The organism is Plantactinospora sp. CNZ321 (assembly GCF_004217235.1).
This window is the reverse complement of sequence record NZ_SHKQ01000001.1, coordinates 1,967,880-1,986,993: the sequence shown is the minus strand read 5'-3', so window position 1 is coordinate 1,986,993 and position 19,114 is coordinate 1,967,880. Positions and strand designations below refer to the sequence as shown.

General features: G+C 70.5%; 17 protein-coding genes. All 17 read right to left on the bottom strand.

Going from position 1 to position 19,114, the window contains the following annotated elements:
- Positions 1-26 precede the first annotated feature (26 nt).
- Positions 27-1,943, bottom strand: coding sequence for an NADH-quinone oxidoreductase subunit L (gene nuoL / locus EV371_RS08835; RefSeq protein ID WP_130461623.1), 1,917 nt, complete (start codon positions 1,941-1,943; stop codon positions 27-29).
- 13 nt (positions 1,944-1,956) lie between these two features.
- Entirely contained in the window at positions 1,957-2,274 is a 318-nt protein-coding gene (nuoK, locus tag EV371_RS08830) for an NADH-quinone oxidoreductase subunit NuoK (protein WP_207230441.1), read from the bottom strand.
- 1 nt (position 2,275) lies between these two features.
- The gene (locus EV371_RS08825) at positions 2,276-3,046 is read right to left on the bottom strand and encodes an NADH-quinone oxidoreductase subunit J (protein ID WP_130461622.1); all 771 of its coding nucleotides are present in this window, start codon (positions 3,044-3,046) and stop codon (positions 2,276-2,278) included.
- A 22-nt stretch (positions 3,047-3,068) separates the two neighbouring features.
- Positions 3,069-3,662: an NADH-quinone oxidoreductase subunit NuoI gene (gene nuoI, locus EV371_RS08820; protein ID WP_130461621.1), complete on the bottom strand. Its 594-nt coding sequence runs from the start codon at positions 3,660-3,662 to the stop codon at positions 3,069-3,071.
- Between the two features lies 1 nt (position 3,663).
- Positions 3,664-5,061: an NADH-quinone oxidoreductase subunit NuoH gene (nuoH, locus tag EV371_RS08815; protein ID WP_130461620.1), complete on the bottom strand. Its 1,398-nt coding sequence runs from the start codon at positions 5,059-5,061 to the stop codon at positions 3,664-3,666.
- A complete protein-coding gene (locus EV371_RS08810) occupies positions 5,058-7,553 on the bottom strand; it encodes an NADH-quinone oxidoreductase subunit G (protein ID WP_130461619.1) in 2,496 nt (831 codons plus the stop codon). The genes nuoH and EV371_RS08810 overlap by 4 nt, the downstream gene beginning before the upstream one ends.
- The gene (gene nuoF / locus EV371_RS08805; RefSeq protein WP_130461618.1) at positions 7,554-8,873 is read right to left on the bottom strand and encodes an NADH-quinone oxidoreductase subunit NuoF; all 1,320 of its coding nucleotides are present in this window, start codon (positions 8,871-8,873) and stop codon (positions 7,554-7,556) included.
- Positions 8,870-9,985 carry an NADH-quinone oxidoreductase subunit NuoE gene (nuoE, locus tag EV371_RS08800; protein ID WP_130461617.1) on the bottom strand — a complete coding sequence of 372 codons (1,116 nt, stop codon included), beginning with the start codon at positions 9,983-9,985 and terminating at the stop codon, positions 8,870-8,872. The genes nuoF and nuoE overlap by 4 nt, the downstream gene beginning before the upstream one ends.
- Positions 9,986-11,320 (bottom strand): NADH-quinone oxidoreductase subunit D, encoded by a 1,335-nt coding sequence (locus EV371_RS08795; protein ID WP_130461616.1) that lies wholly within the window; start codon positions 11,318-11,320, stop codon positions 9,986-9,988.
- On the bottom strand, positions 11,317-12,060 hold the full coding sequence (locus EV371_RS08790; RefSeq protein WP_130461615.1) for an NADH-quinone oxidoreductase subunit C: 744 nt from the start codon (positions 12,058-12,060) through the stop codon (positions 11,317-11,319). Before EV371_RS08790 ends, EV371_RS08795 begins: the two co-directional genes overlap by 4 nt.
- A 76-nt stretch (positions 12,061-12,136) precedes the next feature.
- Entirely contained in the window at positions 12,137-12,817 is a 681-nt protein-coding gene (locus tag EV371_RS08785; protein WP_130461614.1) for an NADH-quinone oxidoreductase subunit NuoB, read from the bottom strand.
- 13 nt (positions 12,818-12,830) lie between these two features.
- Positions 12,831-13,196 (bottom strand): NADH-quinone oxidoreductase subunit A, encoded by a 366-nt coding sequence (locus EV371_RS08780; protein ID WP_130461613.1) that lies wholly within the window; start codon positions 13,194-13,196, stop codon positions 12,831-12,833.
- 122 nt (positions 13,197-13,318) lie between these two features.
- Entirely contained in the window at positions 13,319-14,596 is a 1,278-nt protein-coding gene (locus tag EV371_RS08775; protein WP_130461612.1) for a geranylgeranyl reductase family protein, read from the bottom strand.
- A gap of 272 nt (positions 14,597-14,868) precedes the next feature.
- A complete protein-coding gene (locus EV371_RS08770; protein ID WP_130461611.1) occupies positions 14,869-15,438 on the bottom strand; it encodes a hypothetical protein in 570 nt (189 codons plus the stop codon).
- Positions 15,439-15,507: 69 nt separating this feature from the next.
- Positions 15,508-16,218, bottom strand: a complete 711-nt coding sequence (locus tag EV371_RS08765) for a demethylmenaquinone methyltransferase (RefSeq protein WP_130461610.1) — start codon at positions 16,216-16,218, stop codon at positions 15,508-15,510.
- A gap of 375 nt (positions 16,219-16,593) precedes the next feature.
- Positions 16,594-17,784, bottom strand: coding sequence for a cyclic dehypoxanthinyl futalosine synthase (gene mqnC, locus EV371_RS08760; RefSeq protein WP_130461609.1), 1,191 nt, complete (start codon positions 17,782-17,784; stop codon positions 16,594-16,596).
- A 63-nt stretch (positions 17,785-17,847) separates the two neighbouring features.
- Positions 17,848-19,113, bottom strand: a complete 1,266-nt coding sequence (locus EV371_RS08755) for a phospholipase D-like domain-containing protein (RefSeq protein WP_130461608.1) — start codon at positions 19,111-19,113, stop codon at positions 17,848-17,850.
- Position 19,114 lies beyond the last annotated feature (1 nt).

Here is a 19,114-nt window from a genome sequence, read left to right as displayed (position 1 = left end):
GCGCGCGGCCGGTGGGTTCTGGTGGGTCACGCGAACCACCCCAGTTGGACGGCCAGGAACGCCGCCACCACCAGCACCGCGCCGGTCATGATGGACATCGCGTACGACCGGACGTAGCCGGTCTGCAGCCGGCGCAGCCGGCCCGATCCACCGCCGACCGCGGCGGCGAGCGCGTTGACCAGCCCGTCGATGCCCCGGTTGTCCAGGAAGACCAGTGCCCGGGTGAGGAAGATGCCCGGCTTCTCGAAGACCGTCTCGTTGAACGCGTCGGTGTAGAGGTTGCGCCGGGCCGCCCGGACCACCGGACCGGCCGGCTGCTCCACCAGGGCGGTGCCGTTGCGGAACAGCAGCCAGGCCAGGCCGGCGCCGAGCACGGTCAGGACGATCGAGAGCACCTTGATCACGTTGTGCGGGATCACCGGATCGTGGTGCGCGCCGTGGCCGAGCACCGGGGTCAGCCAGTCGGCGACCGGGCTCGCCATCAGGCCACCGGCGACCACCGAGCCGAGGCCGAGCAGGATCAGCGGTACCGTCATGATCAGCGGTGACTCGTGCGGGTGCTCAATGTCCTCGGTCCAGCGCTTCGGGCCGTGGAAGGTGAGCACGAAGAGCCGGGTCATGTAGAAGGCGGTCAGCCCGGCGCCGAGCAGTGCGGCCCCGCCGTAGAGCCAGGAGGTCCAGTCGCCGCGGTCGAACGCCGCGACGATGATCGGCTCCTTGGTGAAGAAGCCGGAGAACGGCCACATGCCGATGATCGCCAGCCAGCCGAGCCCGAAGGTGATCCAGGTGATCTTCATGTACCTCGCCAGCCCGCCGAACCGGCGGATGTCCACCTGGTCGGACATGCCGTGCATCACCGAGCCGGCCCCGAGGAACATGTTGGCCTTGAAGAAACCGTGCGCCAGCAGGTGGATGATGGCCAGCGCGTACGCACCGCCACCGAGCCCGACGCCGAGGAACATGTAACCGATCTGGCTCACCGTCGACCAGGCGAGCACCCGCTTGATGTCGTCCTTGGCCGCGCCGATGATGCAGCCCATCAGCAGGGTGAGCGCACCGACGCTGACCACGATGGTCTGCAGCGTCGGGTCGAGCGAGAAGATCGGGTTGGACCGGGCGATCAGGTAGACGCCGGCGGTCACCATCGTGGCGGCGTGGATCAGCGCGGAGACCGGGGTCGGACCCTCCATCGCGTCCGGCAGCCACGCCTGGAGCGGGAACTGGCCGGACTTGCCGGTCGCACCGAGCAGCAGCAGCAGGCCCATCGCCAGCACGGTGCCGCCGGCGAGCGCTCCGGCGCCGTTGAAGACGTCGGCGTACTGGGTGCTGCCCAGGGTGGCGAACATGATGAAGATCGCGATGGCCAGGCCGGCGTCGCCGACCCGGTTCATCAGGAACGCCTTCTTGCCGGCGGTCGCCGCGCTCGGCCGGTCGGTCCAGAACGAGATCAGCAGGTACGACGCCAGACCGACGCCCTCCCAGCCGACGTAGAGCATCACGTAGTTGTTGCCGAGTACCAGCAGCAGCATCGCCGCGACGAACAGGTTGAAGTACCCGAAGAACTTCCGCCGGCCGGCGTCGTGCGCCATGTAGCCGACCGCGTACACGTGGATCAGGAAACCCACACCGGTGATCAGCAGTACGAAGACCGCGGCCAGCGGGTCGAAGAGCAGTCCGAAGTCGACGCGCAGGTCACCGACGGCGATGAAGTCCCAGAGGCTCAGCTCGACCGAGCGGTTCTCCAGCCCTCGCAGCGAGAGGAAGTAGCTCAGGCCGAGCACGAAGATGACGCCGACGCTGGCCACGCCGAGCCAGTGCCCCCACCGGTCGGCACGCCGGCCGAGCAGCAGGAGGATCGCCGCGCTGACCAGCGGGATGGCCACCAGCAGCCACACGCTGCCCAGCAACCCCGTGGCGTGGGCGTACTCCACAGAATGTTCCACTGGTGGGCCCCTCTTAGTACTTCAACAGGTTGGCGTCGTCGACGCTCGCCGAGCGCCGAGTCCGGAAGATCGTCATGATGATGGCCAGCCCGACCACGACCTCGGCGGCGGCCACCACCATGACGAAGAACGCCATGATCTGACCGTTCAGGTCGCCGTTGATCCGGCTGAACGTGACCAGCGCGAGGTTGGCCGCGTTGAGCATCAGCTCGATGCACATGAAGAGGACAATCGCGTTGCGCCGGACCAGTACCCCGACCGCGCCGACCGTGAAGAGCAGGCAGGCGAGGATCAGGTAGTGGTTCGGCGACACCGAAAGAAAGTTCGACATCCTATTTCTCCGTCCCCTTCAGCGCCCGCTCCTCGGCGGAGAGTTCCCGCTGCGGCAGGATCCGCGGAACGCTCCGCTCGGTCAGCACGCCGTCCGGCAGCCGGGCCGGGGTGGCGACCGAGGACGATGTGGCGTACACACCGGGGCCGGGCTTCGGTCCCGGGTAGGTGCCGGGGCGGAACCGCGCCCTCATCGTGGCGATCTGGTCCATCCGGTCCTGGCGACGCCGCTCGACGTGGGCCAGCACCATCGCGCCGACCGCCGCGGTGATCAGCAGCGCCGAGGTGACCTCGAAGGCGAAGACGTACCTGGTGAAGAGCAGCGCGGCGATGCCCTGCACGTTGCCGTTCGCGTTGGCCTGCTCCAGGCCGGCCGCGTCCGCCTGGCCGAGCGCCCGCCACAAACCGCTGGCGAGCAGGGCGCCGAAGCCGAGGCCGAGCAGGATCGCCGCGACCCGCTGCCCGCGCAGCGTCTCGATCAGCGAGTCCGACGAGTCCCGGCCGACCAGCATCAGCACGAAGAGGAAGAGCATCATGATCGCGCCGGTGTAGACGATGATCTGCACCATGCCGATGAACGGCCCGGCCTGGAGCACGTAGAAGACGCCCAGGCAGAGCATGGTCAGCACCAGCCAGAGCGCGGAGTGCACCGCGTTACGGGCCCAGACCGTGCCGATCGCGCCGATCAGGGCGAGCGGGGCCAGGACCCAGAAGGCCACCTCTTCCCCGCCGGTCACCCCGCCGGCCGCGGCGAGCACCGCTTGTCCGGTCATGCCCCCTCCTCGCTGCGCTCGCTCATGACGCCGTCTCTCCCGTCGTACCGGAGCCGTCGACCGTGCCGGTCTCGGACCAGGGCGCCCGCTCCGCGCCGGCCGAGGTGCCCGGGTTGGTCAGTGCGCCGACGTAGTAGTCCTGCTCGGTGTCACCGAGCCGCATCGGGTGCGGCGGCTGCTCCATCCCCGGCAGCAGCGGCGCCAGCAACTGCTCCTTGGTGAAGATCAGGTCCTGCCGGTTGTCCCGGGCCAGCTCGTACTCGTTGCTCATGGTCAGCGAACGGGTCGGGCAGGCCTCGATGCAGAGCCCGCAGAAGATGCACCGGGCATAGTTGATCTGGTACGTGCTCGCGTACCGCTCGCCCGGGGAGAAGCGCTGCTCCTCGGTGTTGTCGCCGCCCTCGACGTAGATCGCGTCGGCCGGGCAGGCCCAGGCGCACAGCTCGCAGCCGATGCACTTCTCCAGCCCGTCCGGGTGCCGGTTGAGGATGTGCCGCCCGTGGTAGCGCGGCGCGGAGACCGGCGGCTTGAACGGGTAGTCGGTGGTGACGACCTTCTTGAACATGTGCGAGAAGGTGACCCCGAAACCCTTGAACGATCCGGTGATCGCGCCCATGTCACACCTCCTTCTCGTCGTGGCCGGTGCCCGGCCCGTCGGCGCCGGCCGGCTGCCCGGCTCCCACGTTGGCGGGTTCCCGCTCGGCGACCGCCCGTCTGGTCCGGGGGCTCGGCGGCACCTGGAGATCCATCGGCGGCAGCGGGAAGCTGCCGGCGGGCCGCCGGTTGACCTTCTCCTGGAGGGTCCGCTCGGGCGGCCGCGTCTTGCTCGGCCAGAGCAACGTCACCAGCAGGACGACCAGCACCGCACCCGCGATGATCGTGTAGCGGTGGGAGTCGGCGATGTCCTGCTTCTGCAGGGTGCGGATGCCGGCCAGGACCAGGATCCAGACCAGGTTGATCGGCAGCAGCACCTTCCAGCCCAGCCGCATGAACTGGTCGTAGCGGAACCGGGGCAGCGTGCCGCGCAGCCAGACGAAGACGAAGACCAGCGCGATGACCTTGCCCATGAACCAGAGCAGCGGCCACCAGCCGGAGTTCGCGCCCTCCCAGAGGGTGATCGGCCAGGGGGCCCGCCATCCGCCGAGGAAGAGCGTCGTGGTGACCGCCGACATCGTCACCATCGCGACGTACTCGCTGAGCATGAAGAGCGCGAACTTCAGCGAGCTGTATTCGGTCATGTAGCCGGCGACCAGCTCCGACTCCGCCTCGGGCAGGTCGAACGGCGCCCGGTTGGTCTCACCGACGGTGGAGATGAAGAAGATGATGAAGCTCGGCAGCAGCAGGATCGCGTACCAGCCCGGTGCGGGCAGGTCGACCACGCCGAAGAGGTTCAGCCGGGTGCCGTCTGCCTGGGCGCTGACGATGCCGCTGGTCGACATCGTGCCGGCGGTCATGAAGACCGCCACGATGCTCAGACCCAGCGCCACCTCGTACGAGATCATCTGGGCGGTGGAGCGCAGGCCGCCGAGGAGCGGGTACGTCGACCCGGAGGCCCAGCCGCCGAGCACGATGCCGTAGATGCCCATCGAGGAGCAGGCCAGCAGCACCAGTACGGCCACCGAGACATCGGTGACCTGGAGCGGGGTCCGCTCGCCGAAGATGCTCACCATCGGGCCGAACGGCACCACCGACAGGGAGGTCACCGCGCAGATCACCGAGATGGTCGGCGCGAAGAAGTAGACGACCTTGTCCGCGCCCTTCGGCAGGATGTCCTCCTTGAAGGCCATCTTGAGACCGTCGGCGAGGGTCTGCAGCAGACCGAACGGACCGATCTGGTTCAGACCGGGCCGCTGGGCCATCCGGGCCACCACCCGGCGCTCGAACCAGACCCCGAGCAGCGTGGCCAGGACCGCGAAGGCGAACGCCGCCACGATCTTGATCAGGACCAGCCACCACGGATCCTTGCCGAAGTCCTGCAGCGTCGGATCCTGGGCCAGGTAGGTAAGGCCGCTCATCGCGCACCTCCAGCGCTGTTCAGCAGCGGGCCCGGCATGCCGGCGGCGTCGGCCGCGACCGGAGTGGCCGGGCCGGCGCTGAGCCGGACGATCGCGCCGGACGTGACGCCGAGGCCGCGCCGGACGTTCGCGCCGGGCGAGTTGGTCGGCAGCCAGACCACGTCGTCGGGCAGGTCGGTGATCGCCGCCGGCAGGGTCAGCGCGCCCCGGTCGGTGCCGACCGTCACCGCGTCGCCCTCGCCCACTCCCAGCGCCTCGGCGGCGGCCTTGCCGAGCCGGACCACCGGCGGCCGGGCGGTGCCACCGAGCGCCGGGTCACCCTCGGTCAGGGTGCCGGCGTCGATGAGCTGGTGCCAGGTGGCGAGCACCGCCTCGCCCGGACCGGGCCGGACCGGCTCGGCCGGCTCGACGGCCGGGGCGGCGGCCCGGTTGGCCCTGGTCGCCGGCAGCGCACCCAGGTCGCGGCGGACGCTGTTCACGTCGGCGGTGCCGAGTCGCACGCCGAGCTGGGCGGCGATGGCGTCCAGGACCCGGCCGTCGTTCATCGCGGTGGTGCTCAGCACCGCCTCGAAGGTCCGCAGCCGGCCCTCCCAGTCGAGGAAGGTGCCGGCCTTCTCCACCACCGGGGCGACCGGGAAGACCACGTCGGCGCGGCGGGTCACCGCGTTGTGCCGCAGCTCCAGGCTGACCAGGAACGGCACCTTCTCCAGCGCCGCGTCGGCGAGTCTCGGGTCGGCCAGGTCGGCCGGGTCGACCCCGGCCACCACCAGCGCGCCGAGCCTGCCCTCGGCGGCCGCCGCGACGATGCCGTCGGTGTCCCGGCCGGGCTGGCTCGGGATGACCCCGGCGGCCACGTCCCAGGCGCCGGCCAGCTCGGCCCGACCGGCCGCGTCGGTCACCGGACGCCCGCCGGGCAGCAGGTTCGGCAGGCAGCCGGCGTCAACCGCGCCGCGGTCCCCGGCTCGCCGGGGCACCCAGGCCAGCTTGGCGCCGGTACGCTCGGCCAGCTCGGCAGCGGCGGAGAGGCCGCCCGGCACGGTCGCGAGCCGCTCGCCGACCAGCAGCACCGCGCCGGGCTGGCGCAGCGCCTCGGCGACCGAGGCGTGCCCGGCGAGCAGCTTCGCCTCGTCGCCGGGGGCGGCGGTCAGCACCGTCGCGCCGATCTTCGCAAGTCCCCGGGTCACGAACGGGGCCAGCGCGAGCACCTTCAGCCCGCGCTTGCTGTACGCCTTGCGCAGCCGCAGGAAGAGGATCGGGCACTCCTCCTCCGGCTCCAGCCCGGCGATCACCACGACCGACGACCGCTCGATGTCGGCGTAGGTCACCTCGGTCGTCCCGGCCACCGTGCTGGCCAGGAACTGGGCCTCCTCGGCCGAGAGCGGGCGGGCCCGGAAGTCGATGTCGTTGCTGTGCAGCGCCACCCGGGCGAACTTGGCGTACGCGTACGCGTCCTCGACGGTGAGCCGGCCGCCGGTCAGCACCCCGACCCCGGAGCCACCGTCCCGCGCCTCGCGCAGCCCGTCGGCGGCGACGGCGAACGCCTCGCTCCAGGACGCCTCGCGCAGCTCACCGGTCCTGGCGTCCCGCACCATCGGAGTGGTGATCCGCTCGTTCGCGGTGGCGTACCGGAAGCCCCAGCGACCCTTGTCGCAGTTCCACTCCTCGTTCACCGCCGGGTCGTCGCCGGCCAGCCGGCGCATCACCTTGCCGCGCCGGTGGTCGGTGCGCTGGGCGCAGCCGGCCGAGCAGTGCTCGCAGACGCTCGGGGTGGAGACCAGGTCGAACGGGCGGGCCCGGAACCGGTACTGCACACCGGTCAGTGCGCCGACCGGGCAGATCTGCACCGTGTTGCCGGAGAAGTACGAGTTGAACGGTACGTCGCCCTCCTCGCCCTCCTCACCGCCGTAGACCTCGTCCCGGTAGACGTTGATCTCCTCGGCGGCGGACCGGCCCATCAGGTCGATGAACTTGTCCCCGGCGATCTCGTCGGAGAACCGGGTGCAGCGCTGGCAGAGTACGCAGCGCTCCCGGTCCAGTAGGACCTGGCTGGAGATGTTGATCGGCTTCTCGTACTCCCGCTTGTGCTCGTAGAAGCGGGTGTCGGCGCGGCCGGTGGACATCGCCTGGTTCTGTAGCGGGCACTCGCCGCCCTTGTCGCACATCGGGCAGTCGAGCGGGTGGTTGATCAGGAGCATCTCCATGATGCCCGCCTGTGCCTTCTTGGCGACCGGCGAGGTGAGCTGGGTGCGTACCACCATGCCGTCGGCGACCGCCTGGGTGCAGGAGGCGACCGGCTTGCGCTGCCCCTCCACCTCGACCAGGCACTGCCGGCAGGCGCCGGCCGGGGCGAGCAGCGGGTGGTCGCAGAACCGGGGGATCTCGATGCCGAGCTGCTCGGCGACCCGGATCAGCAGGGCACCCTTCGGCGCCGTCACCTCGATGCCGTCGATGGTGAGCGTGACGGTCTCGGCCTGCTTCGCAACGTCCGTCATTTAATGGGCTCCTACCAGGGTCTTCTCCGACAGCTTGGGAGCCGTCCGGCCCTCGATGTAGTCGAGGTAGTCCTGCTTGAAGTACTGCAGCGAGGAGGTCACCGGGCTGGTCGCGCCGTCACCGAGACCGCAGAACGCGCGGCCGAGGATGTTGTCGCAGGTGTCCAGCAGGGTGTCCAGGTCCTCGTGGGTGCCCTGCCCGGCCAGGATCCGCCGGTAGATGCGGACCATCCAGAAGTTGCCCTCCCGGCACGGCGTGCACTTCCCGCACGACTCGTGGTAATAGAACTCCAGCCACCGGTAGGTGGCGTAGACCGGGCAGTCCTGGTCGGAGAAGATCTGGGTCGCGGTGGTGCCGAGGATCGAACCGGCCGCCGCCACCCCCTCGAAGTCCAGCGGCACGTCCAGGTGCTCGGCGGTGAGCAGCGGGGTCGAGGAGCCGCCCGGGGTCCAGAACCGCAGGTCGTGCCCCGGCTGCATGCCGCCGGCCAGCTCGATCAGCTCCCGCAGCGTGATGCCGAGCCCGGCCTCGTACTGCCCGGGGTTGTTGATCCGGCCGGAGAGGGAGTAGATCATCGGCCCGGAGGACTTCTCCGTGCCCATGCTCTTCCACCAGGCGGCCCCGCCCAACACGATGTACGGCACGCTGGCGATGGTGCCGACGTTGTTCACCACGGTCGGGCAGGCGTACAGGCCGTGGGTCGCCGGGAACGGCGGGCGCAGCCGGGGCTGGCCCCGGAACCCCTCCAGCGAGTCCAGCAGCGCCGTCTCCTCGCCGCAGATGTACGCCCCGGCCCCGCTGTGCACCACCAGGTCCAGGTCGAAGCCGGTGCCGAGGATGTTCTCGCCGAGGTAGCCGGCCCGGTACGCCTCCTGTACGGCGTTGCGCAGCCGCCGGGCCGCGTGCACCGCCTCGCCCCGGACGTAGATGTAGGCGCGGTTGGCCCGGATCGCGTACGAGGCGATGATCACGCCCTCGACCAGCGAGTGCGGGTCGTGGGTCATCAGCGGCAGGTCCTTGCAGGTGCCCGGCTCGCCCTCGTCGGCGTTCACCACCAGGTAGTGCGGCTTGCCGTCACCCTGCGGGATGAAGCCCCACTTGAGCCCGGTCGGGAAGCCGGCGCCACCCCGGCCGCGCAGGCCGGAGTCCTTGACGAGCTGGATCAGGTCGTCCGGGTGTGCGGCGAGCGCCTTGCGCAGCGCCGCGTAGCCGTCCAGCCGCTCGTAGACGTCGAGCCGCCAGGCGTCCGGCGACAGCCAGCGCTTGGTGAGTACCGGGGTCAGCTTCTCCAGCGTCTCCCGCCGAGGCGTCGTGGTCACCTGTCAGCCTCCTTCTCGCTCTCCGCCGACTTCAGCGAGCGCTCCTGGGCGTCGGTGCCGCCGTCGCCGGCCGGCTTGGCGTCGCTGGCCGGCTGGTTGGCGGCGGCGCCGGCCGCCTCGGCGGCCTTCGCGTCGGCCGGTCCGGCCGGTGCCCCGTCGACCGGCGGCGTCGTGCCGGGCGCGTCCGGGACGGCGGTCTTCGCGTCCGGGTTGCGGGTCTCGGCGGTGCGGATCTGTGGCGACTTGTCATCCGGCGCCTTCACGTCCGGGGCGGTGCTGCCGGTGGCTGCGGCCGGCCGGGTGGTCGCCGGGGCCGGCTTGTCACCGGTCTGGCTGCCCTTGATCGGCGTGTTCGGGTCGTAGCCGGCCACCGAGACGCCGTGTTGCTGGGCCAGGCGCAGCCCGGCCAGCGTCGGGTCCCCGGGCACCCCGTCGGCCACCGCCTCCTCGCGCGGGTCGGCGAAGCCGGCCAGTTGCAGCGACATCTCCCTGAGGGTGCAGAGCCGGGCGCCCCGGCTGGGCTGCGGTCGGCCGCCCGCGCGCAGCTCGTTCACGACCGCGACGGCCGAGTCCGGGTCGACCCGGTCGAAGAAGTCGTAGTTGACGGTCATCACGGGCCCGTAGTCGCAGGCCGCGAGGCACTCGGCGTGCTCCAGGGTGATCTTGCCGTCCGCGGTGGTCTCGTCGTGCCCGACCCCGAGATGCTCGGTCAGCGTGTCGTAGACCCGCTGCCCGCCGAGCACGTTGCACATGGTGTTGGTGCAGACGCTGACCAGCCAGTCGCCGGTCGGCCGGCGCTTGTACATGGTGTAGAAGGTGGCCACGGCGCCGACCTGCGCCTTGGTCAACCCGAGTACGTCGGCGCAGAACTCCACGCCGGCCGGGGAGACGTACCCCTCCTCGGACTGCACCAGGTGCAGCAGCGGCAGCAGCGCCGAGCGGGACCGGTCGGCCGGGTAGCGGGCGACGATCTCCCGCGCCTGCTCGTCGAGCTTCGCGTGCAGGTCGGCGCTGCGCGGCCCGGCGTCGCGCTGAGCCGGCACCTCGCTGCCGGGCCCGGTCACCAGGCCGTCGAGCCGGGACGTTGCGTTGCCAAACTGAGACTGAGTCATTTAGCGATCACACCCACCCATCACCGGGTCCAGCGACGCGCCGCCCGCGATCACGTCCGCGATCAGGCCGCCCTCGGAGATCGCCGGCAGCGCCTGGAGGTTGACGAAGCTGGGCTCGCGGTAGTGCACCCGGTACGGCCGGGTGCCCCCGTCGGAGACCGCGTGTACGCCCAGCTCGCCGCGGGGCGACTCGATTCCGACGTAGACCTGGCCCGGAGGCACCCGGAAGCCCTCGGTGACCAGCTTGAAGTGATGGATCAGCGACTCCATCGACTGACCCATGATCTTGGCGACGTGCTCCAGCGAGTTGCCCATCCCGTCGACGCCGATGGCGAGCTGCGCGGGCCAGGCGATCTTCTTGTCGGCCACCATGATCGGGCCGGGGCGGAGCTTGTCCAGAGCCTGCTCGATGATCTTGAGCGATTCCCGCATCTCGGCCATCCGGACCAGGTAGCGGCCCCAGACGTCACCACTCTCGGTGGTCGGCACGTCGAACTCGTAGTTCTCGTACCCGCAGTACGGCATCGTCTTGCGGAGGTCCCACGGCAGGCCGGCCGACCGCAGCACCGGACCGGTGACGCCGAGCGCCACGCAGCCGGTGACGTCCAGCACCGCCACGTCCTTGGTCCGCTCCTGCCAGATGGGCTGGCCGGAGAGCAGGTCCTCGTATTCCTTCAGCCGCTTCGGCAGCATCTTCAGGAACTCGCGGATCTTGACGATCGCCTCGTCCGGGACGTCCTGGGCGACCCCGCCCGGCCGGACGTACGCGTGGTTCATCCGCAGGCCGGTGATCAGCTCGAAGATATCCAGCACGTACTCGCGCTCGCGGAAGCCGTAGAGCATCATGTTGACCGCGCCCAGCTCCAACGCCGTGGTGGCGATCCAGACCAGGTGCGAGGAGATCCGGTTCAGCTCCATCATCAGCACCCGGATCACCGAGGCCCGCTCGGTCACCTCGTCGGTGATGCCGAGCAGCTTCTCCACCGCGAGGCTGTACGCCGTCTCGTTGAACAGCGGCGAGAGGTAGTCCATCCGGGTGACGAACGTGCTGCCCTGCACCCAGTTGCGGTACTCGAGGTTCTTCTCGATCCCGGTGTGCAGGTAGCCGACCACCGCCCGGACCTCCCGGACGGTCTCGCCCTCCAGCTCCAGGATCAGCCGGAGCACGCCGTGCGTCGACGGGTGCTGCGGGCCCATGTTGACGATGAGCCGCTCGTCGTTGATCGGGTCGTGCCCGCTGACCACCTGGTCCCAGTCGCCACCGGTGACGGTGAAGACCCGGCCCTCGGTGGTCTCCCGGGACTCGGCGTAGCTCGGGTTCGTCGAGGTGCTCATTGGTACGACCTCCGCTCGTCGGGCGGTGGAATCTCGGCGCCCTTGTACTCGACCGGCACGCCACCGAGCGGGTAGTCCTTGCGCTGCGGGTGGCCCTCCCAGTCGTCCGGCATCAGGATCCGGGTCATGCCGGGGTGGCCGTCGAAGACGACGCCGAACATGTCGTACGTCTCCCGCTCCTGCCAGTCAGCCGTGGGGTAGACCGAGGTGACGCTCGGCACCCGGGGCTCCTCGGCGGTCACCGCGACCTCCAGCCGGATCTGCCGCCGGTAGGTCATCGAGGTGAGCTGGTAGACGACGTGTAGCCGGCGGGCGTCGGAGCCGAGGTAGTCGACCCCGGAGACCGAGGAACAGAGCTCGAAGCGGAGCGAGGCGTCGTCCCGGAGCACCTGGCAGACCTCGGCGATCCGCTCCGGGCGGATGTGCAGGGTCAGCTCGCCCCGGTCGACCACGACGTTCTCGATCGCGTCGGCGAAGCCCGGGTACGCCTCCTCCAGCGCGTCGGTGACCTCGTCGAAGTAGCCGCCGTACGGCCGGGGGCTGCTCACCACCGCGACCCGCTGCCGGACCAGGCCGCCGAAGCCGGAGGTGTCGCCGGTGCCGTGGACGCCGAACATGCCGCGCCCGGCCGCGCTGGCCGGCGGGTACTCGGCCGGCGCCCCGCTGGTCGCCCCGATTGGCGGCCGGCTCACCGGCACGCCGCCGCCCGGCTGCTCGCTGGGCCGGTTGGGCTCGGTCATGCCGTCCCTCCGCTACGCTCCGGGCCGCCATGAGGCTCAATCGCACCGAGCCGGCTGGTTCGCTCGCTCCGCTCGGTCATCGGTCGCCACCTCCGCTGCCGACCAGGTGGTTCTGTGCCTTCATCCAGTTCTCGATCCGGAGCTGCTCCTCGCGCCCCTCGGCGACCGCCCGGGTCCACTCGGCCCGCCGGGCCTTGTCGTTGCGGTACGACGAGGGCATCGCGCCGGGCGCCACCAGCGGTACGGCGCCGCGCGCCTGGCGTGCCTCGAGCATCTTGCGGCCGTTCGGGCCGAGCGGCTCGTGGCCGATCTTCTCGCGCAGCTTGAGGATCGCGTCGATCAGCATCTCCGGCCGGGGCGGGCAGCCGGGCAGGTACATGTCGACCGGTACGACGTGGTCGACACCCTGCACGATCGCGTAGTTGTTGAACATGCCGCCGCTGCTGGCGCAGACGCCCATCGAGATCACCCAGCGGGGCTCGGCCATCTGGTCGTAGATCTGGCGCAGCACCGGGGCCATCTTCTGGCTCACCCGGCCGGCGACGATCATCAGGTCCGCCTGTCGCGGCGAGGCGCGGAACACCTCCATGCCCCAGCGACCGAGGTCGTAGTGGGCGCCACCGGCCGCCATCATCTCGATCGCGCAGCAGGCCAGGCCGAAGGTCGCGCCCCAGAACGACGACTTCCGGGACCAGTTGACCAGCTTCTCGACCGAGGTGAGCAGGATCCCGGACGGGAGCTTCTCCTCGATACCCATCTGACGACCTCCCTCAGTCCCAGTCCAGGCCGCCGCGCCGCCAGACGTAGGCGTAGGCGACGAAGACCGCGACGATGAACAGCACCATCTCCACGAAGCCGAACAGCCCGAGGGCGTCGAAGCTGACCGCCCACGGGTACAGGAAGATGATCTCGATGTCGAAGACGATGAACAGCATCGCCGTCAGGTAGAACTTGATCGGCATCCGGCCGCCGCCGGGCGGCTGCGGGCTCGGTTCGATGCCGCACTCGTACGCCTCGAGCTTGGCTCTGTTGTAGCGCCGAGGGCCGGCGAAGCGCGCCGCGGCGACGGAGAACAGCGAAAACGCCGCGGCGAGGGCGAACAGCCCGATGATGGGTACGTACGGCGAGAGCGACATCGTTTTCCCCTGCTCGTCCTTCCCGGCCCTCGGTCAATTTCCAAATTCACACTATTCACGGTCCTCCGGGCGACGCTGCCCGGGGGTGCCACTGGTCGCCCGCGCGCGGGCCCGGCGACTGATCACACGGCCGGAGCCACCTTCGTCATCGCGTTGATGACCCGGTCCATCGCGTCCCCGCCGCGCGGATCGGTCAGGTTCGCCAGCAGCTTGAGCACGAACCGCATCAGGGTCGGGTGCGGCATGCCGTGCTTGGTGGCGATCCGCATCACGTGCGGGTTGCCGATCATCTTCACGAAGACGTTGCCGAGCCGGTAGTAGCCGCCGTACCGGGCCTTCAGCTCGGCGGGGTAGCCGGCCAGCGCGCGTTCCCGCTCGGCACCCGCCGGACGGGCCAGCGCCTGCACCACGATCTCGGCGGCGAGTTCGCCGGACTCCATCGCGTACGCGATGCCCTCGCCGTTGAACGGGTTGACCATGCCGCCGGAGTCGCCGACCAGCAGCAGCCCCCTGGTGTAGTGCGGCACCCGGTTGAAGCCCATCGGCAGGGCGGCGCCGAGGATCGGCCCGGCGGCGTTGGTCTCGTCGGTCATGCCCCACTCGGCCGGGGTGCCGGCGAGCCAGTCGACCAGCAGCCGGCGGTAGTTGGTCTTGCCGAACGCAGCCGAGGAGTTCAGCGCGCCCAGCCCGACGTTGACCCGGCCGTCTCCCATGCCGAAGATCCAGCCGTACCCGGGGAGCAGCTTGTCGGGGTGCTCCTTGCTCCGCAGTTCCAGCCACGACTCCAGGTAGTTGTCGTCGTGCTTGGCGGGCGAGCGGTAGTAGCGGCGGACGGCGACCCCGATCGGCCGGTCCTCCCGCTTGTTGAGGCCGAGCGCGACCGGGAGACGCCCGGAGACGCCGTCGGCGGCGATCACCAGCGGGGCGGCGAAGCTGGCCGGAGCCTTCTCCGGGCCGCTCTCGGCGACGACCCCGATCACCCGACCGTTCCCGTCGAGCACCGGGCCGGTCACGTTCACCCCGGTACGCAGTTCGGCGCCGGCCTCGACCGCCCGCTTGGCCAGGAGGTCGTCGAAGTCGAGGCGGGTGCGCACCAGTCCGTAGTTGGGGAAGCTGGCCAGTTCGGGCCAGTCGAGTTCCAGGCGTACGCCGCCGCCGATGACCCGCAGGCCCCGGTTGCGCAGCCAGCCCGCCTCGGGCGAGGTGTCGACGCCGAGCTTGACGAGCTGCTTGACGGCCCGCGGGGTGAGCCCGTCACCGCAGACCTTCTCCCGGGGGAACTCCGTCTTCTCCAGCAGCAGCACGCGTAGGCCCTGTCGGGCCAGGTGATAGGCGGTTGTCGATCCACCCGGACCGGCGCCGACAACGATGACGTCCGCGTCGTACTCGACCGTGGCCATCCGCGCCTCCCCTCCCGATCGCTCGTGAAATGCTTCACAAGCCTCGTTCGGGGAGGAGTCTAGAGCCGCGAGGAGGCCGGCGACCGGTTAGGTGAACCTAAGTTGCCGAGGTAGGCGTACTGACTACCTGCCCGGACCCGTTCCGCCACCCGGACGCACACCCTCGTCCCGCCCACGTTGGGACATACCTCACCGGCGAAATAGCCGAACTGTCCCGGATGTGCATCTGCTCACAGCCGACCCTGCTCAGGGTCGCCTGCCCGCCCCGCTGCTCACGTGCGGTCCTCGCCGCTGCGCTGCGCCGGACGCCGTCTCGTCGGTCCCGGAGTGACCGGCCCGGGCTCGGTCGGGTGTGGATCGGTGGGGCGTGGCCGCACCGGGTGCGGGTCGCTGGGGTGCGGCTCGGCCGGATGCGGCCGCCCCGGGCCGGGTGCCGGCGGGTGCGGGTCGGCCGGACCGGGCCAGCCCGGCCGCGGTTGCCCCGGCTGGGGTTGCGCCGGGTGCGGCTCCGGCGGGTTCGGCTCGACCGGGTGCGGCTCGATCGGATACCCGCCGGTCGGCGCCGGGTCGTCGTCCGGGCTCAGTTCGTGCCCGTACGGCAGTTGCTCCCGCAGCGTGCCGCCGCTGACCCGGTCGAGCGCGGCCAGTACGTCGGCGACGACGGTCCGGATCGCCTCCGGGTCGGGTCCGGCGAGCTCCCGGATCTGCGCGATCAGGTCGGCCGCCTCGGCCGCCGGGTCGAGCGCCTCGGCCGCCGGATCGGCCGGGTCGAGCGCCTCGGCCGCCGGCGTCTCCTCGGCCGGCCGCCCGTCGCCGTCGCCTTGCCGGTCTGCCCCCGCCATGGGCGCAGCCTACGGCCTGGAAAGCTACTTCATGGATGAAAACCGACTAAAGAAGCATGAAACCGGAAATCAGCGACGCACCCCGCGGTGCAGTGCGACGATGCCGCCGGTCAGGTTCCGCCAGGCGACCCGGCGCCATCCGGACCGGGCGATCTGGTCGGCCAGCCCGGCCTGGTCCGGCCAGGCCCGGATCGACTCGGCCAGGTAGACGTACGCGTCCGGGTTGCTCGCCACGGCCCGGGCCACCGCCGGCAGCGACCGCATCAGGTAGGAGAGGTAGACCGTCCGGAAGACCGGGTTGGTCGGGGTGCTGAACTCGCAGACCACGAGCCGACCGCCCGGCCGGGTGACCCGGGCCATCTCCCGGAGCGCCGCCTCGGTGTCCACCACGTTGCGCAGCGCCAGCGAGATGGTGACCGCGTCGAACGTCTCGTCCGGGAACGGTAGCCGGAGTGCGTCGCCGGCCAGCAACGGCAGCTCGGGGCGGCTCCGTCGGCCGGCCTGGAGCATCCCGATGGAGAGATCCAGGCCCACCGCGTCCGCTCCCGAGGTGGCCAGCTCGGCGGTGGAGACTCCGGTGCCGGCACCCACGTCGAGCACCCGGTCACCGGGGCGCAGCTCGAGGGCGGCCAGGGTGGCGCGGCGCCACCGCCGGTCCCGCCCGAACGAGATCACGGTGTTGGTCAGGTCATACCGGGACGCCACCTCGTCGAACATCGCCGCCACCTCGTGCGGCTGCTTGTCCAGGCTGGCCCGGCGTCCGGACGGGGTACGGGTCACGCCGGAAGAGTCTGCCAGACCGGCCGAGCCCGAACACACCACGGGCGAGGTGGCTCCCCACCTCGCCCGCGATGCCGTGCGTTATATGAACGGCCCTCATGGACCGATAGAGGACGACCCCGGTGCGCCGCGTCCCGGCCCGGGGGCCGGTCCGTCCACGACGGTCAGCGGGTACGTGTGCCGGCACGTTATCGGTTCGACGGGCCCGGTCGCGCTCCCCTTGATCCAACCGTTATGACTGCCCGCACGGGCCCGGCTTCCAAGAATGTCCTGGTCACAAGCCATTTATCCGACAGGCTCGACGTTTTGCCGGCGGATCGGAGCCAAGGACCGACCCCTCGCCCAGCCGGCGGTGGCCGAATGGACGAGGGTAGTTCAGCGGGTCCGGACGAGCGGGAGACTCCGGCCCGCGCCGCCACCGGGCAGCGCGATGGAGGAGAAGTGCGACACCACCCGGTCGTCGGTCGGGTCGTCGGCCGGGGTGTGGTGCACCGCCAGGTGCCGGTAGAGGGTGTCCCGCTGGGCGGGGATCCGGCCGGCGGAGCGGATCATCCAGATCAACTCGTGCAGGTTGGAGCGGTGCCGGGCGCCGGCCGAGGAGATGACGTTCTCCTCCAGCATGATCGAACCGAGGTCGTCCACACCCATGTGCAGGGCGAGCTGTCCGGCGTCCTTGCCGGTGGTCAGCCAGGACGCCTGGAGATGCGGCACGGTGTCGAAGAAGAGCCGGGCCACCGCGACCAGCCGCAGGTACTCCAGGGTGGTCGCCTGGGTCCGGCCCTTGAGGTGGTTGTTCTCCGGCTGGTACGTCCACGGGATGAAGGACCGGAAGCCCCGGGTGCGGTCCTGCACGTCGCGGATCATCCGCATGTGTTCGATCCGCTCGGCGTTGGTCTCCCCGGTGCCCATCATCATGGTCGCGGTCGACTCGACGCCCTGCCGGTGTGCGAGTTCCATCACCTCCAGCCAGCGGGCGCCGGACTCCTTCAACGGGGCGATCGCCCTGCGCGGCCGCTCCGGCAACATCTCGGCACCGGCCCCGGCGATCGAGTCCAGTCCGGCCGCCTTGATCCGGCTGATCGCCTCCTCCAGGCTGACCCCGGAGACCTTCGCCATGTGCAGGATCTCGCTCGGCCCGATGGAGTGGATGACGAGCTGCGGGTACGCCCGCTTGACCGAGGAGAAGAGCTCCTCGTAGTACTCCACGCCGTAGTCGGGGTGGTGACCGCCCTGGAGCATCACCTGGGTCGCGCCCAGCTCGACCGCCTCGGCACAGCGGCGCAGGATCTCCTCGGTCGGGTGCGTCCAGCCCTCCCGGTGCTTCGGCGCCCGGTAGAAGGCACAGAACTTGCACGCGGTCACGCAGACGTTGGTGTAGTTGATGTTGCGATCGATCAGGTACGTGACGATGTTGTCCGGATAGCGCCGCCGCCGTACCGCGTCGGCCGCCTCACCCAGCGGGTGCAGCGGCGCGTCGGTGTAGAGCAGCAGCGCCTCCTCGGGCGTGATCCGCCCGCCGTCCGCGCCACGTTGCAGGATGCTGTCGATCTCCCGGCTCACCGTCACGTACCCGAGGGTACGTCGCCGACCCGGCCCACCTCGACCGCCACCCGAGCAGTGTGACGGGAGTCAGGTGGCGCAGCTGCCGTTGTCCGGGTTGACGCACTTGGCGCGGGCCCAGAGGGTCTCGAAGTTGTCGTGGAAGTCGTTCCAGACCGTCGGGTGCTCGATCTTCACCAGGGTCTCGTCGTGGTCGGTCAGCGCCGGGTCGGTGATGTTGTGCGAGCCGGTGAAGACGACGCTGCGCCCGGCGACCCCCGCGAAGGTGCCCCGGATGATGATGTTCTTCGAGTGCACCGTCACCACCCGGCCGTCGACGTTGCTGGCCTCGGCGTCGTGGTACTTCTTCAGCGAGACGTTCGGCTGGCCGTTCAGGGTGGCGTACGCGGTGCTGCCCATCGAGCCGTACACCACCCGGACCCTGCAGCCCATCCGGCCGATCCGGCGCAGCTGGGTGGCGACCTGCGGGCGGGCGTCGGTGAACTGGGCGTGCGCCACGTCCACCGCGCAGCCGCTGGCGTACGCGTTCACCTCGGCCAGCCGGTTCGCCAGGGTGTCGCTGTCGGCCCGGGGCGAGTGGTAGACGGTGACCGCGGTGTTCGGCGACTTGTAGTAGCCGTTGGCGGCGTTGAAGTAGTCGTTGTTCTTTCGCTGCGCCCGCATGTCGTTGAAGTACCTGGTGAAGTGGTCGTAGAGGTCGTAGTCCTCGTGCACGACCAGCGCCGTGTTGAAGAGGTTGTTCTGGCTGAAGGTGAGGTTCTGCGAGCTGACGAAGACGACCCGCTTCATGGTGCCGCTGGTGGAGAACGTGAAGACCTTGTTGTGGTTGATCGAGTTGCTCTTGTTGCCGATGCACGCCGTCGAGCCGGCCACCGTCGACGAGGTCTTGCCGCAGATCACCAGGTCGTCGAGGTTGGCCGACCTGAGCAGCGGTACCGCGGTGTTGTCGGCCCGGGTGTTCACCCCGCCGCCGGTCTCGTCCAGCACGATCCGGACGACCACGCCCCGGGCCGCCGCCCGGGCCAGCGCCTCGGCCACCACCGGGGAACTCCAGCTGTACATGATGCCCCGGATGTAGCTGCCGGCCGGCACGCCGTCGGCCAGCCGGACCAACTCGTCCTCGATGGTCCGGTCCCGGGTGCCGTCCTCGGCCGGGACGTTGAACCGGGTGTACGCCGGGAACGGGTCGGCCGCGGTGACCGCGCCGTCCCCGGCGTCGGCCGGGGTGGGGGCGGCGGCCACGGCGGGCGGGGTGAGCAGGATGCTGCTCAGCAGTCCGAGCGCCGCGCAGGAGGCGACTCCGACCCGGGTGCGACGCGTACGGAGCATCGTCATG

Coding starts and splice junctions, on each gene's coding strand:
- nuoK (WP_207230441.1), bottom strand. CDS start 2,274: ATGTCGAACTTTCTTTCGGTGTCGCCGAACCACTACCTGATCCTCGCC.
- EV371_RS08825 (WP_130461622.1), bottom strand. CDS start 3,046: ATGACCGGACAAGCGGTGCTCGCCGCGGCCGGCGGGGTGACCGGCGGG.
- nuoI (WP_130461621.1), bottom strand. CDS start 3,662: ATGGGCGCGATCACCGGATCGTTCAAGGGTTTCGGGGTCACCTTCTCG.
- nuoH (WP_130461620.1), bottom strand. CDS start 5,061: ATGAGCGGCCTTACCTACCTGGCCCAGGATCCGACGCTGCAGGACTTC.
- EV371_RS08810 (WP_130461619.1), bottom strand. CDS start 7,553: ATGACGGACGTTGCGAAGCAGGCCGAGACCGTCACGCTCACCATCGAC.
- nuoE (WP_130461617.1), bottom strand. CDS start 9,985: ATGACTCAGTCTCAGTTTGGCAACGCAACGTCCCGGCTCGACGGCCTG.
- EV371_RS08795 (WP_130461616.1), bottom strand. CDS start 11,320: ATGAGCACCTCGACGAACCCGAGCTACGCCGAGTCCCGGGAGACCACC.
- EV371_RS08790 (WP_130461615.1), bottom strand. CDS start 12,060: ATGACCGAGCCCAACCGGCCCAGCGAGCAGCCGGGCGGCGGCGTGCCG.
- EV371_RS08785 (WP_130461614.1), bottom strand. CDS start 12,817: ATGGGTATCGAGGAGAAGCTCCCGTCCGGGATCCTGCTCACCTCGGTC.
- EV371_RS08780 (WP_130461613.1), bottom strand. CDS start 13,196: ATGTCGCTCTCGCCGTACGTACCCATCATCGGGCTGTTCGCCCTCGCC.
- EV371_RS08775 (WP_130461612.1), bottom strand. CDS start 14,596: ATGGCCACGGTCGAGTACGACGCGGACGTCATCGTTGTCGGCGCCGGT.
- EV371_RS08770 (WP_130461611.1), bottom strand. CDS start 15,438: ATGGCGGGGGCAGACCGGCAAGGCGACGGCGACGGGCGGCCGGCCGAG.
- EV371_RS08755 (WP_130461608.1), bottom strand. CDS start 19,113: ATGACGATGCTCCGTACGCGTCGCACCCGGGTCGGAGTCGCCTCCTGC.